We start from the raw sequence: 12,182 nt of genomic DNA, 5'->3' as shown, positions 1-12,182 counted from the left end.
TGAAAGGATTTTTTTTGATGCATAGTGAACCGTTACGGATCCAGTCTTTCAAAGTTACCGTCGGTATCAAAAACCAAATCGATATCGTTCAAAAGGTTAATATGGATTTTGTTGCGTTCCTTCTCTATGCTTTCAATTTTAGTAGCAGGATAATTGGCTTCCACATAGGACTGAATTTTTCCGGGAATGACTTGAGCCGGAACCCCTTCATTACTTTTGATATCGGTCCAGTTTCCATCCTTGTCAAATTCCAGTTCTGCCCCGTTATTCAGTTTTACATCATAAGTACTTCCTATTCCGGTCTTCTTTTCGTAATGAATCACAGATGCTGCCGGATAGATGTCGGCCAGAAAAGATTTTACATTCGCTGGCAGATCATTGGTTTGAGCAGCAGTTTCTGGCGCTGGTGCCGCATCAGTGGCAGTTCCGGTCACCGCCTGATCGTTTGGTACCGGATTTTCTACGGTTACATTTTTTTCACATGATGCCAATGCGAACATGGTAACTACAGCAGCAATCGCGGATAATTTTGATTTTTTCATAAATAAATATTTTGCATTATTGCAACAAGAAAAGTACCATAGATTTGGAGACGATAGTATATACCCGTAATTTTGAAGGATGAAAAAAGTATTTTATCTGAAAACCTGCGGAACCAACAAGAAAATAATGACGCCGCTGAATCTGGAAGACTGGCAGCTCCGTGAAATCAAAAGCAGTCCGGTTACAGAAGCAGAACTGCAGGAAATGTATGAAAGAACACAATCCTACGAGGCACTTTTCAGCAAAAAATCAACCCAGATCAAAGCCCGGGGAATCGATGTGCAAGCACTTCAGGAAAAAGATTACAAAGCACTTCTGCTGGATCATTACAGTTTTCTGAAACGTCCCGTATTTATCACAGATGATGAGATTTTTATTGGCAATGATAAAAAAAATCTGGAGGCACTTCATGACTATTTTGGAAACCAGACAGTTTAGTTGACCTATTTGGACAGGTATTTTTTACGGACTACAAAAAACAACAGGCAGAACCGTAAAGTTGTGCCTGCAATGTTTTAATGAAGTTAAAAATCTACACAAAAGGCAATTTTACCACTTTGGCAGGTACATTTTTATTTCTGATCTGAATATAAATATCAGTTCCCACTTTAAAATGCGGCTTGTCCACATAGGCCAGTCCGATACCGATGCTTTTCATGGGACTCATGGTTCCGGAAGTCACTTTCCCGATTTCATTGCCTTCTGCATCCACCACTTTATAATCGTGTCTTGGGATGGCTCTTTCCTGCATTTCAAAACCAATCAGTTTTTTGGTGATGCCTTCTTCTTTCTGTTTGGCAAAGAATTCTTTGTCCACAAACTCCTTGTCAAATTTGGTAATCCAGCCCAGCCCGGCTTCCAGTGGGGAAGTGCTATCATCTATATCATTACCGTACAGGCAGAACCCTTTTTCCAGTCTCAGGGTATCCCGGGACGCCAGACCGCAAGGAATCATTCCGGATTCAGCACCGGCTTCCAGGATAGCATCCCACAGTTTTTCGGCCGCATCATTGCTGAAGTAGATTTCAAAACCACCGCTTCCGGTATATCCGGTATTGGAAATAATCACATGATCCACACCGGCCACAGTACCTTCGGTAAAGTTGTAATAAGGCAAATCTGCCAGGTTTACGTCGGTTAGTTTTTGAAGAATTTCGGTTGCTTTTGGTCCCTGTATGGCCAGCAGAGACATTTCATCTGAAGCATTGGTCAGTTTCGCTCCGAATTTTTCATTGTATTTCTGCAGGTGATTCCAGTCTTTGTCAATATTGGATGCGTTTACTACCACAAAATACTTTTCATCATTCATTTTATAGATGATCAGGTCATCTACAATACCACCGTTACCATTTGGCAGACAGGTGTACTGGGCTTTTCCGGTTTCCACCGTGTCCAGGTTATTGGTGGTGACATACTGCAGCAGGTTTTTCGCTTCAGGACCTTCCACAAAAAATTGTCCCATGTGGGACACATCAAACACACCTGCTTTCTCGCGGACTGCAAAATGTTCTTCCGTAACTCCGGAGTATTGTACGGGCATTTCAAAACCGGCGAAAGGCACCATTTTGGCACCCAGAGCGACATGTTTGTCAAATAAAGCTGTCTTCTTCATATGATTGATATTATAATTGAAATTGAATAAATGAATTACAGGTGATGCTTATATTCATCCAGAATAATCTTGAACCATTCTGTAAAATGATCGGGCTTAGCGCTCAGTTCAGCGTCCAGTTCTTCCATGGAAATATAGCGAACCTCAGATACCTCCTCTTCATTCAGGCGGAAATCCCCTTCATAAAATCCGGTAAAAACATGATCCAATTCATGTTCCCAAAGATCATTTCCTACTTCAGCTTTGTAGATGAAATGAAATTTTGGATGAATATCGGCCTCTATTCCCAGTTCCTCCATCATCCGGCGTCTGGCTCCTTCTTCGTAGGTTTCATTAATGCGCGGATGGCTGCACACGGCATTGGTCCACTGACCGGGGGAATGGTATTTGTGATCTGCTCTTTTCTGAAGCAACATTTCTCCTTTGCTGTTAAACAAAAACACCGAAAATGCGCGGTGCAGGACTCCGTTTACGTGGGCTTGCATTTTTTCCATCAGACCCAAAACTTCGTCATTTTCCGAGATTAAAACTACCTGTTCTTCCATAGTTGCACACAAAATTAGGCTTTATAAACCATTTGGTAAAATTTTCAACCATTCTTTTTGGCTGTCTGCTTGCAGTTTGCAAAACCCTCGGTTTCAATTCCTTGTCAATCAAGTTAAAAGTTGTAATTTTGCAGCTGTAAGTACAAGTGAATGGAATCAGAATATCAGGACCATCTGAGTCCGAAATTAAAAGCCGGGATAAAGAATTATCTGATTGATATAGACGGTACCATCACGGATGATGTGCCGAATGAAGAGCCCGAAAGAATGCTTACCTGTGAGCCCTATCCGGATGCTTTGGAAACCATCAACCGCTGGTATGACCAGGGGCATATCATTTGTTTTTTCACCTCCAGAACAGAAGATTTAAAACAAATCACGATAGACTGGCTGGACAAGCACGGCTTCAAATACCATTCTGTACTTTGTGGCAAGCCCAGAGGCGGCAACTATCACTGGATAGACAATCACATTGTAAAAGCCACACGCTACCACGGTAAATTCACAGATCTGGTAGAAAAGCAGGATACGATAGAAGTTTTTAAAGACTGATTTTAATGAAGATATTAGCTAATGACGGACTGGACCCATCCGGTATTGAGGCCCTGACCCAAAAGGGTTTTGAGGTCATCACGACAAAGGTTCCACAAAATTTACTCACTCAGTTTATCAATGAACACGGCATCCGGACACTTCTGGTAAGGAGTGCCACACAGGTAAAACGGGACGTGATAGACGCCTGTCCTACACTGGAAATTATAGGCCGCGGCGGGGTAGGAATGGACAATATAGATGTAGAGTACGCCCGCTCCAAAAACATTCATGTCATCAATACGCCTTCGGCTTCGTCTGAATCTGTAGCAGAACTGGTTTTTGCACACCTTTTTTCGGGAGCACGCTTTTTGCATGATTCAAACCGTAAAATGCCTGTTCTGGGAGATACGGTATTTGCTAAACTGAAGAAATCCTATCAGGAAGGCATTGAACTGCGGGGCAAAACCATCGGAATCATCGGTATGGGCAGGATAGGCCAGGAGGTAGCCAGAATCGCTCTCGGACTGGGAATGCGGGTCATCGCAGCAGACAGCAACATCGGCAAAGCCACCATTAAGGTTAAATTCTACAACAACCAGTTCATTAATGTGGATATAGAAACAGAACCGCTGGAAGGTGTACTGAAGCACGCAGATTTCATTACCCTGCACGTGCCGGCTCAGAAAAACGGCCATATGATTGGTGCTGCCGAATTTTCACAGATGAAAGACGGGGTGGCCGTCATCAACTGTTCACGGGGCGGGGTCATTAACGAATCAGATCTTATTGCGGCACTGAACAGTGGCAAAGTAGTTTTTGCCGGATTGGATGTATTCCTGAACGAACCAACACCCGCAAAAGAAATTCTTACCCATCCCAAAATTTCACTTACGCCACACACGGGAGCCTCTACACTCGAAGCTCAGGACCGGATAGGGTTATCACTGGCCGAACAGATTTGCAGCATTTTGCAAATTCACTAAAGGCAGCAATGCTCAAGAAAATACATGACAAAACCCGGATTTTTTCCGGGTTTTGTTTTTCAAAGACTTAATATTAAGCTTGTTTTTCTTTCAGCAAATCACGGATTTCTGCCAGCAGCACTTCTTCATTGCTGGGACCGGCAGGCGCTGCTTCCTCCTCTTTAGGCCGCGTTACTTTATTGGCCGCTTTAATCAGTAAAAACAAAACCAGGGCAATACATAAAAAGCTGATGACGGCTGAAAGGAAATTACCATAAGTCACCCCGTTCCAGGACAGTTTGGCAATATCTTCAGCACCGGCTGCTTCCAGCGCCGGATTCAGCAATAAAGGCGTAATTACATCTTCTACCAGAGAGGATACGATCTGTCCGAATGCAGCACCAATGATCACACCCACTGCCAGATCCATCACATTGCCCTTAAAGGCAAATTCTTTAAATTCACTAATAAAGCTCATAGTTCAAATTTTAATGTTTCTAAAATGTAAATATATAAATTTACTTTAAAAAGACGTCATTTACAGCAAATTTATCTGCTGATTTGTTATGCAATCCTCAAAATTCGTATTTTTATCGTGATGAAAATTTTCAATACTGAACAAATCCGGGATTGTGACCGGTACACCATTTCTGCTGAACCGGTCAGTTCTGCAGGGTTAATGGAGCGTGCGGCAGAGGCCTGCACCAAATGGCTGCGCGGTCACTCCAGAAACAACGAAACCTTTTATATTTTCTGTGGAAACGGAAATAACGGCGGAGACGGTTTGGCAATAGCAAGAATGCTGTATCAGAAAGGTTTTGATACAGAAGTTTTCCTGGATTTGAGTAACGAAAATTATTCTGAAGATGCCCGCAACAATCTTCAGAAAGTCCGGGCGATGTCCGGAATTGGAATTCATGATTTTCAGGAAGCGGAGGATTGGGATTTTAACCCGAAATCCACCATAGTAGATGCTATTTTTGGCACTGGACTGAACCGGAAAGCTGAGGACAGAACCGCCCGCCTGATTGAGCATCTAAACCGTCAGACGATCCGGAAAATTGCTGTTGATATTCCTTCGGGACTTTTTGCGGATGTAATGCATCCCGATGATGCGGTCGTTTTCCGTGCAGATCATACGCTGAGCTTTCAGTTCTGGAAAAAGGCATTTCTGCATCCGGAAACCGGCATTTTTTGTGGCAAAGTACATGTGCTGGACATTGGCCTGTCCCGTGAATTCATACACCGCACGGTTACCCGTGACTACATCATCTGTGACTATCTCATCCGGAATGTGTACCGGCGCCGGCCGGATTTCAGCCATAAAGGAAATTTTGGAAAGACTTGCATTGTAGCGGGTTCTTACGGAAAAACAGGTGCCGCAGTGCTGGCCACGAAAGCTGCGCTGCGCACCGGCTCCGGAATTACTTTCACATTGGCGCCGGCTTCCAGTTACGAAATCCTGCAGTCGGCATGTCCGGAAGCGATGTTCATCAACGGTGGCGAAGATCATTTGACCCGCTTTAATTCTGATGATGACTATGTGTACGGCATCGGACCCGGTCTGGGAACCGAAAGGGAAACTGCAGCAGGACTCACCGCGTTTTTAACCCAATATACCCGGCCGGTAGTGTTGGATGCGGATGCTTTGAATATCCTGGCCGAAAATGGGTTGAAAAAATTTCCCCGGAACTCCGTACTGACTCCTCATCCGCGGGAATTTGAAAGGCTCTTCGGGAAGGCGGCTGATTCTTTTCTGCGAACAGGTCTGGCTAAACGCAAAGCTGCCGAATTGCAGATTTTCATTGTGCTGAAAGACCATCATACGCAGATTATTACCCCGGAAGGTCTTGTTTATTATAATATTACAGGAAATTCCGGGATGGCCAAAGGAGGAAGCGGCGATGTGCTGACGGGCATCATTACCTCACTGATCGCCCAGTCATATCCGCCGGAGGAGGCTGCCGTGCTGGGCGTTTGGCTTCATGGAACAGCCGGAGATCTGGCCGCTGAAAAACATGGAAAAGAGGCCATGCTGGCTACCGATGTGATTCTGGAACTAGGCAATGCATACCGCAGCATTTAGTCCCTGCAGATTATGGTAAAACGGTGCAAGACGAACTGAAATCTCCCGCGGAAAGGCGTTTATTGTACATTTGTTTTTTACAGCATTTACTAGACTTCGGATAAACGGAATAATTTTTGGTCAACCCTAAAAAAATTAAATATGAAGATTTTATTCAACCTTATGGCTGCGGCAGTACTTACTGTTTCGTTATCCTGTAATTCGGTTCCCAAAGATCAGAATGCTGACACCGGGAAGACCGAAAAAAAATCAGAAAACAACAAGTCCTTTACCGGAACTATTGTCCGGAACTGCACCGGAACCTATATTCGTGTGAATGAAAAAGACTGGCATGTCTGCAACTTTGAACTGCTAAAAAACTATAAGGAAGGCACCCGGCTCAGCGTGACCTATGAAATCCCTGAAGATTGTCCGGAGTTTAACGGGATTGCAGTGTGCATGATGTATCACCCTCATGAGGGACTGATCCGAATTCTGGGAATAAAAAGATAAAAAAAATCGCCGTGTGGCGATTTTTTTGTTTCATGAGGTTAAAAAATTCTTTTCCTATTCGGCCTTTGCATTTTCGGCTTCGGTAATGGTGCGGTTTTTTGCTGTGAGCATAATGATGATTCCCGCCAGGATGAAAGGTAGTGACAGCACCTGACCGGTATTCAATGCACCCAGCTGAATAAACTCATCGCCCTGTGGCTCTTTTAAATATTCCACAAAGAAACGGATGGACCACAGCAGGATGAAAAATAAACCAAACAGCCATCCCTGCTGGTATTTCTTTCTGGTGTAGCGGTACAAAACCCAGAGCAAAATAAAGAGTAAAAAGTAGCCGCCGGCCTCAAAAAGCTGGGTAGGGTAGCGCGGCACAATGGCTCCATAATCTGAACTTTGCTGGGGAAATAATATGGCAAACGGAGAACCTTCCGGTGCGGGTTTTCCAATGATTTCTGAATTGAAAAAATTCCCGATACGAACAAAGCCGCCACCCAAAGCCACTACAATTCCCACCCGGTCATAAACCCAAAAAGGATTCTTCTTAATGACTTTGTATGCATAATAAAGCGTGGTCAGGATTACAGCAATGGTGGCACCATGACTGGCCAGACCGGAAAATCCGGTGAATCTGAACTCGGGTTTCGTCTGAATGGGTAAGAACACAGACCAAAAATCCTCTCTGAAAAGTTCAGGCTGGTAGAAAATCACATGACCCAATCTCGCTCCCAGGATGGTTCCTACCAGCGTCCAGGTAAAAATGGGTTCCACATATTTCTGGTGTACGCCGTCTATTTTGTACATTTTAGACATCATATAATAGCCTAAACCGAAGGCGATGACAAACATCAGACTGTAGTAATGAAGGGTGACGGGGCCCAGATTAATTCCTGTAGACGGATCCCATGTGGTGTATAATAATGTTAACATAAATAAATATATCTCTGTTTTGGTTAATGGTAAGATGGATGGTCTAATTTTTGGGTGGCACCGGGTCATAACCTTCGCCGCCCCAGGGATGGCAACGGCCAATTCTTTTAACGCCCAGCCAGAATCCCCTGAAAATTCCGTGCACGTGCAACGCTTCTACCATATAATGCGAACAAGTAGGCTCATACCGGCAATTTTTGGGAAGTAAAGGCGAAATGAACCATTGGTAAATTTTAATTAAAACGACCAATGGAAACGTGATGATTTTATTGACTGTAAGTTTCAAAGCATTGCAAAAGTACTTTAAAAATTTTGAAAAATTAGTTTAATTTTGTAGGAACTTTGCAAAAGCCACCGCCTCAGCTCAAGTACTGCAGCAATACGTGAGACACACGGTATGCCGCAACCATAACCACAATTAATCATCTGTTTTGAACCACAATACACCCCTTGCAGAAAAATTACGTCCCAGAACGCTTGATGAAGTACTGGGACAGGAACACCTGACCGGAAAGAACGGAACCATCCGGAAAATGCTGGAAAATGACACATTGAATTCGCTGATTTTCTGGGGGCCGCCGGGCACCGGAAAAACCACACTGGCAGAAATCATATCTGAGCAGTCCGGACGGAAATTCTTTAAACTTTCGGCTGTTTCTTCGGGAGTGAAAGATGTGCGCGAGGTCATAGACGAAGCCAAAAAACAAAACCTCTTCTCCGGCAAATCTCCCATTCTGTTTATTGATGAAATTCACCGGTTTAATAAATCCCAACAGGACTCACTGCTTCATGCTGTGGAAAAAGGATGGATTGTCCTTATCGGCGCTACCACAGAAAATCCGAGTTTTGAAGTCGTATCGGCATTGCTGTCCAGAAGTCAGGTGTACATTCTGAAATCACTGAGTTATGAAAAACTGGAAGAACTTACTGATGTTGCCCTCCGCAAATACAATGAAACCGAAAATACAGCATTCATCATTGCCGAAAAGGAAGCCTTCATCCAGTATTCCGGTGGCGATGCACGAAAACTGATCAACTCGGTAGAAAATGTCCTGAATAATTTTAAGAATTCCCGGAAGAAAACCATTACCAATAAAGATGTTCTCAGTGTTCTTCAGGAAAACATGGCACTGTATGATAAGAATGGAGAACAGCATTATGACATTATTTCAGCTTTTATAAAATCCATGCGCGGTTCAGACCCGAACGGAACGCTGTACTGGCTGGCGCGGATGCTGGCCGGCGGCGAAGACATTAAATTCATAGCCCGCAGAATGCTGATTCTGGCTGCCGAAGACATAGGGCTGGCAAATCCCAATGCGCTGGTAATGGCCAATAATTGTTTTCAGGCGGTTAATGTCATCGGAAACCCGGAAGCCAGAATTATTCTCAGTGAAACGGCCGTGTATCTTGCCGTTTCGCCTAAATCCAATTCCACCTACACGGCCATAGATGAAGCGCTGGCTCTGGTGAAAAAAACCGGAAACCTGCCGGTACCTTTGCATTTACGAAATGCGCCTACCAAACTGATGAAAGATCTGGACTACGGAAAAGATTACCGGTATGCGCACGCCCATGAGGGCAATTTCGTGGATCAGGAATTTCTGCCGGAAGAACTGGCTGGAGTCAAAATTTATGAACCGGGCCATAATTCCACCGAAAATAAAATCCGGGAAGAACTCAAAAGAAAATGGAAAGATAAATATCAGTAATCCTTTTTGTCTGTACTTACCCATAAAAAAAGCGTCCCACAGAAGGACGCTTTATCTTTTAAGACATCAATCTTATTTCAATGCTGAAGCAGAAGTGGCTTGGGGTGTTGTAGAAATGGTGAGCATTTCCTGGCCATCGTACTTGCCTAATTCCATGTGTTCCAAAACATTACCCAGGATCACAAGATCGGTATTGGAGATGATGTGACCGTCAAAATTCACGGGATTGGCAGGACTAAGTTTGAACTGTGTATTCAATTCTGCCAGTGTAATTCTGTCATAGTAATTTTCTTTTACTTTTACATTCGTAATTCCCTGAGCTGCCAGACTTTCAAAAGTTTTCAGATTCTGGGGCAGTTTCGCAGCCGTATTGTAGGTATTTGTAGAAGCTACATTCTTTTTATCGCTCTCTACCAGCTGGGCAGAGGCAAGCATGCCGTCAATCAGAACCAAAGGTTTTTTGGAACCTTGCTGTGCAAATGCAAAAGTGGCCGTAACCATAGCCAGTACAAAGTATAACTTTTTCATATTTAAACTTTATTTTATTTGTTATGACAAAAATAGCAAAAAGATTGAGAATTTAGCCCTGTTTCTGTAAAATAATTTGCTATTATTATGGAAATCCTTCTAAAATACAGAGCACCTGTAAAAAAATATGGGACAAATCAGGCGTCTTTCCAGCTTTTCAAAATCAGATTCATGAGAAAATCCGGACATTTTACAATTTTTTGCTTTTCCGGATCCCAGAAAAAAAGAGTGGTGGATGCTTCAGAAATTTTGTCTCCGGCTTCGTTATAAATCTCATATTCAAATTCAATCTTCACGCCCGGCATTTTTCTCACGTAGGTATGAACTTCCAACATCTGATCATAAAATGCAGGTTTCAGATATTTCATTTTGTACTCCGAAACCGGCAACCAGATGCCACGCTTTTCAATCTCGTCATAAGACATCCCGATGCTGCGAAAAAGTTCAACTCGACCCAGCTCCAAATACAGTGCATAGTTGCCGTAATAAACGTATTTCATGGGATCAGTTTCGCCGTAACGAACTCGTAATGTGTGAGTTGAATGTATCATTTTAAGTATCTATTTATACATACAAATATATTTCTAAATAATCAAGAGCACAAGTATTTTTTTTTAATGATTAAATGTTCCATCTTTGCTTTCCCGATAAATATTAGTACAAAAAGAGGCCAAATTGAAGCAGAAACATGAATGATAATTTAGTAAAGATTTGGGAGAAGTGCCTCCAGTTTATGAGAGATAATCTCAATGCTGCAGAAGACACTTCCAACTTAAAGAAGCTCGAAAATTCTTTCGATTTATTATTTGACAAGGTACAACCAGTTTCGCTGGTTGACAATAACCTTACTCTGAGGGTTCCGAGTGATTTTTACAAAGAATATATAGAGGATAATTACTTGTCCCTGCTGTCTGCTGCCCTGAAAAAATATATCGGTAAAGGGGTGAAACTTTGGTATCAGGTGATGGAAAACAAACCGGCCGGCAAAGAAAAACCCATTACCATGAATATGATGGGCAAATCTACGCCTGCGCCCAAAATGCAGGAAACCATGCCTCAGAATTTTGCCGCCGGCAAGATTGTAAATCCATTTGTAGTACCGGGAATTCAGAAAGTCAATATAGACTCCAATCTGAAAGCAGATTTCTCTTTTGACAGCTATGTGGAGGGAGAAAGCAACAAATTTGCTTCTACAGTAGCGAAATCCATTGCCAAAAGACCCGGCGCCACTGCCTTTAATCCACTGTTTCTTCACGGTGGTTACGGGGTAGGAAAAACCCACCTGGGCCATGCCATCGGCCTGGAAGTAAAGCAGTCCTTACCAGACAAAGTAGTACTTTATCTTTCTTCTGAAAAATTTATTCAGCAGTTTATTTCTGCGGCAAAAGCACATAAACAAACAGAATTTGCCAATTTCTATCAGATGGTGGACGTGCTGATCATTGATGATATTCAGTTCCTCTCCGGCAAATCTGCCACCCAGGACAGCTTCTTCCACATCTTTGATTATCTGCACCAGAACGGTAAACAGATTGTACTGACTTCTGACCGTGCGCCGGTGGACATTATGGATATTCAGGAGCGTATTGTTTCAAGGTTCAAATGGGGACTTACCGCTGAAATTAAAGCACCGGATTTCGATACCCGCCGTAAAATCATCATTGACAAACTGAACCGTGATGGCATTGAACTGTCTGATGACATGCTGGATTTCCTGGCCAATGAAGTGAAAAGCAGCGTTCGGGATCTTATAGGCGTCATCAACTCCGTTATTGCCTATTCCACGATTTACAAGTCTGAACTCACCCTGGAATTACTAAAGGAAACCATCAGCAAAATTTCATCAAACAAGAAGAAAGTCATAAATATTCCGTTTATTCAGGAAGTGGTGTGTGAGTATTTCGGAATAGAACGCGAACAGCTTCTGAGTAAAACCAGAAAAAGAGAAATAGCCCTGCCGCGCCAGCTGGCCATGTATTTTGCCAAAGAATATACCAATGCCACCTTTACCAAAATTGGTGAGGAAATGGGAGGGAAAGACCACTCTACGGTCATGTATGCCTGCGAAACCATCAAGGATGTATCCAAAATTGACAAGGAAATCAAAAAATACGTGAAAGATCTCACCGAAAAAATAAAACAGTAGGGCGTGATTTCATCCGATAAGAACCAAAATGAAGAGTAGTGATATTCTTCATTTTTTGTTGGAAAGAAAAACTAAACTATCTTGCAGAAACTTTTAGA

15 protein-coding genes are annotated in these 12,182 nt (G+C 43.0%); 7 read left to right on the top strand and 8 right to left on the bottom strand.

Features of this window, described 5'->3' with window-relative positions:
* Positions 1–32: 32 nt before the first annotated feature.
* The gene (locus tag LKO26_RS02870; RefSeq protein WP_227586330.1) at positions 33–542 is read right to left on the bottom strand and encodes a PepSY-like domain-containing protein; all 510 of its coding nucleotides are present in this window, start codon (positions 540–542) and stop codon (positions 33–35) included.
* A gap of 79 nt (positions 543–621) precedes the next feature.
* Between LKO26_RS02870 and LKO26_RS02865 the strand changes: the two genes are divergently transcribed.
* On the top strand, positions 622–981 hold the full coding sequence (locus LKO26_RS02865; protein ID WP_227586329.1) for an arsenate reductase family protein: 360 nt from the start codon (positions 622–624) through the stop codon (positions 979–981).
* Between the two features lie 94 nt (positions 982–1,075).
* On the opposite strand, the gene gcvT is transcribed toward LKO26_RS02865, so the two are convergent.
* Together gcvT and idi are read right to left on the bottom strand one after the other, a co-directional pair.
* Positions 1,076–2,155, bottom strand: coding sequence for a glycine cleavage system aminomethyltransferase GcvT (gcvT, locus tag LKO26_RS02860; protein ID WP_227586328.1), 1,080 nt, complete (start codon positions 2,153–2,155; stop codon positions 1,076–1,078).
* Positions 2,156–2,190: 35 nt separating this feature from the next.
* Complete coding sequence (gene idi / locus LKO26_RS02855) at positions 2,191–2,700, bottom strand: isopentenyl-diphosphate Delta-isomerase (protein WP_227586327.1); 510 nt, start codon at positions 2,698–2,700, stop codon at positions 2,191–2,193.
* Between the two features lie 150 nt (positions 2,701–2,850).
* Here idi and LKO26_RS02850 point away from each other — a divergent pair, with 150 nt between their 5' ends.
* Together LKO26_RS02850 and LKO26_RS02845 are read left to right on the top strand one after the other, a co-directional pair.
* Entirely contained in the window at positions 2,851–3,252 is a 402-nt protein-coding gene (locus tag LKO26_RS02850) for a phosphoheptose isomerase (protein WP_227586326.1), read from the top strand.
* A 5-nt stretch (positions 3,253–3,257) separates the two neighbouring features.
* On the top strand, positions 3,258–4,217 hold the full coding sequence (locus LKO26_RS02845; RefSeq protein WP_227586325.1) for a D-2-hydroxyacid dehydrogenase: 960 nt from the start codon (positions 3,258–3,260) through the stop codon (positions 4,215–4,217).
* Between the two features lie 73 nt (positions 4,218–4,290).
* On the opposite strand, the gene mscL is transcribed toward LKO26_RS02845, so the two are convergent.
* Entirely contained in the window at positions 4,291–4,674 is a 384-nt protein-coding gene (gene mscL, locus LKO26_RS02840) for a large conductance mechanosensitive channel protein MscL (RefSeq protein ID WP_227586324.1), read from the bottom strand.
* Between the two features lie 120 nt (positions 4,675–4,794).
* Here mscL and LKO26_RS02835 point away from each other — a divergent pair, with 120 nt between their 5' ends.
* Positions 4,795–6,282 carry an NAD(P)H-hydrate dehydratase gene (locus tag LKO26_RS02835; protein WP_227586462.1) on the top strand — a complete coding sequence of 496 codons (1,488 nt, stop codon included), beginning with the start codon at positions 4,795–4,797 and terminating at the stop codon, positions 6,280–6,282.
* A 141-nt stretch (positions 6,283–6,423) separates the two neighbouring features.
* Entirely contained in the window at positions 6,424–6,774 is a 351-nt protein-coding gene (locus tag LKO26_RS02830; protein ID WP_227586323.1) for a hypothetical protein, read from the top strand.
* Between the two features lie 54 nt (positions 6,775–6,828).
* Here the strand turns inward: LKO26_RS02830 and lgt are convergent, their stop codons facing one another.
* Both lgt and yidD read right to left on the bottom strand, forming a co-directional pair.
* A complete protein-coding gene (gene lgt / locus LKO26_RS02825) occupies positions 6,829–7,698 on the bottom strand; it encodes a prolipoprotein diacylglyceryl transferase (RefSeq protein WP_227586322.1) in 870 nt (289 codons plus the stop codon).
* 43 nt (positions 7,699–7,741) lie between these two features.
* Complete coding sequence (gene yidD / locus LKO26_RS02820) at positions 7,742–7,984, bottom strand: membrane protein insertion efficiency factor YidD (RefSeq protein ID WP_227586321.1); 243 nt, start codon at positions 7,982–7,984, stop codon at positions 7,742–7,744.
* Between the two features lie 145 nt (positions 7,985–8,129).
* On the opposite strand from yidD, the gene LKO26_RS02815 reads away from it, so the two are divergent.
* Positions 8,130–9,410, top strand: coding sequence for a replication-associated recombination protein A (locus LKO26_RS02815; RefSeq protein ID WP_227586320.1), 1,281 nt, complete (start codon positions 8,130–8,132; stop codon positions 9,408–9,410).
* Between the two features lie 72 nt (positions 9,411–9,482).
* Here LKO26_RS02815 and LKO26_RS02810 read toward each other — a convergent pair whose 3' ends face one another.
* Together LKO26_RS02810 and LKO26_RS02805 are read right to left on the bottom strand one after the other, a co-directional pair.
* The gene (locus LKO26_RS02810; RefSeq protein ID WP_227586319.1) at positions 9,483–9,938 is read right to left on the bottom strand and encodes a hypothetical protein; all 456 of its coding nucleotides are present in this window, start codon (positions 9,936–9,938) and stop codon (positions 9,483–9,485) included.
* A gap of 137 nt (positions 9,939–10,075) precedes the next feature.
* Positions 10,076–10,489 carry an acyl-CoA thioesterase gene (locus LKO26_RS02805; protein ID WP_227586318.1) on the bottom strand — a complete coding sequence of 138 codons (414 nt, stop codon included), beginning with the start codon at positions 10,487–10,489 and terminating at the stop codon, positions 10,076–10,078.
* A gap of 137 nt (positions 10,490–10,626) precedes the next feature.
* Between LKO26_RS02805 and dnaA the strand changes: the two genes are divergently transcribed.
* On the top strand, positions 10,627–12,084 hold the full coding sequence (gene dnaA / locus LKO26_RS02800; RefSeq protein ID WP_227586317.1) for a chromosomal replication initiator protein DnaA: 1,458 nt from the start codon (positions 10,627–10,629) through the stop codon (positions 12,082–12,084).
* The last annotated feature ends 98 nt before the right edge of the window (positions 12,085–12,182 follow it).

This window comes from Chryseobacterium sp. MFBS3-17, assembly GCF_020687745.1.
Classification (GTDB): domain Bacteria; phylum Bacteroidota; class Bacteroidia; order Flavobacteriales; family Weeksellaceae; genus Marnyiella.
Note: the sequence above shows the minus strand (reverse complement) of the source record. Positions and strands in the feature narration are given on the sequence as shown.

Excerpts from the sequence above, each read along its gene's own strand:
- LKO26_RS02870 (WP_227586330.1), bottom strand. The coding sequence starts at position 542 with ATGAAAAAATCAAAATTATCCGCGATTGCTGCTGTAGTTACCATGTTC.
- LKO26_RS02865 (WP_227586329.1), top strand. The coding sequence starts at position 622 with ATGAAAAAAGTATTTTATCTGAAAACCTGCGGAACCAACAAGAAAATA.
- gcvT (WP_227586328.1), bottom strand. The coding sequence starts at position 2,155 with ATGAAGAAGACAGCTTTATTTGACAAACATGTCGCTCTGGGTGCCAAA.
- idi (WP_227586327.1), bottom strand. The coding sequence starts at position 2,700 with ATGGAAGAACAGGTAGTTTTAATCTCGGAAAATGACGAAGTTTTGGGT.
- LKO26_RS02850 (WP_227586326.1), top strand. The coding sequence starts at position 2,851 with ATGGAATCAGAATATCAGGACCATCTGAGTCCGAAATTAAAAGCCGGG.
- LKO26_RS02845 (WP_227586325.1), top strand. The coding sequence starts at position 3,258 with ATGAAGATATTAGCTAATGACGGACTGGACCCATCCGGTATTGAGGCC.
- mscL (WP_227586324.1), bottom strand. The coding sequence starts at position 4,674 with ATGAGCTTTATTAGTGAATTTAAAGAATTTGCCTTTAAGGGCAATGTG.
- LKO26_RS02835 (WP_227586462.1), top strand. The coding sequence starts at position 4,795 with ATGAAAATTTTCAATACTGAACAAATCCGGGATTGTGACCGGTACACC.
- LKO26_RS02830 (WP_227586323.1), top strand. The coding sequence starts at position 6,424 with ATGAAGATTTTATTCAACCTTATGGCTGCGGCAGTACTTACTGTTTCG.
- lgt (WP_227586322.1), bottom strand. The coding sequence starts at position 7,698 with ATGTTAACATTATTATACACCACATGGGATCCGTCTACAGGAATTAAT.
- LKO26_RS02810 (WP_227586319.1), bottom strand. The coding sequence starts at position 9,938 with ATGAAAAAGTTATACTTTGTACTGGCTATGGTTACGGCCACTTTTGCA.
- LKO26_RS02805 (WP_227586318.1), bottom strand. The coding sequence starts at position 10,489 with ATGATACATTCAACTCACACATTACGAGTTCGTTACGGCGAAACTGAT.
- dnaA (WP_227586317.1), top strand. The coding sequence starts at position 10,627 with ATGAATGATAATTTAGTAAAGATTTGGGAGAAGTGCCTCCAGTTTATG.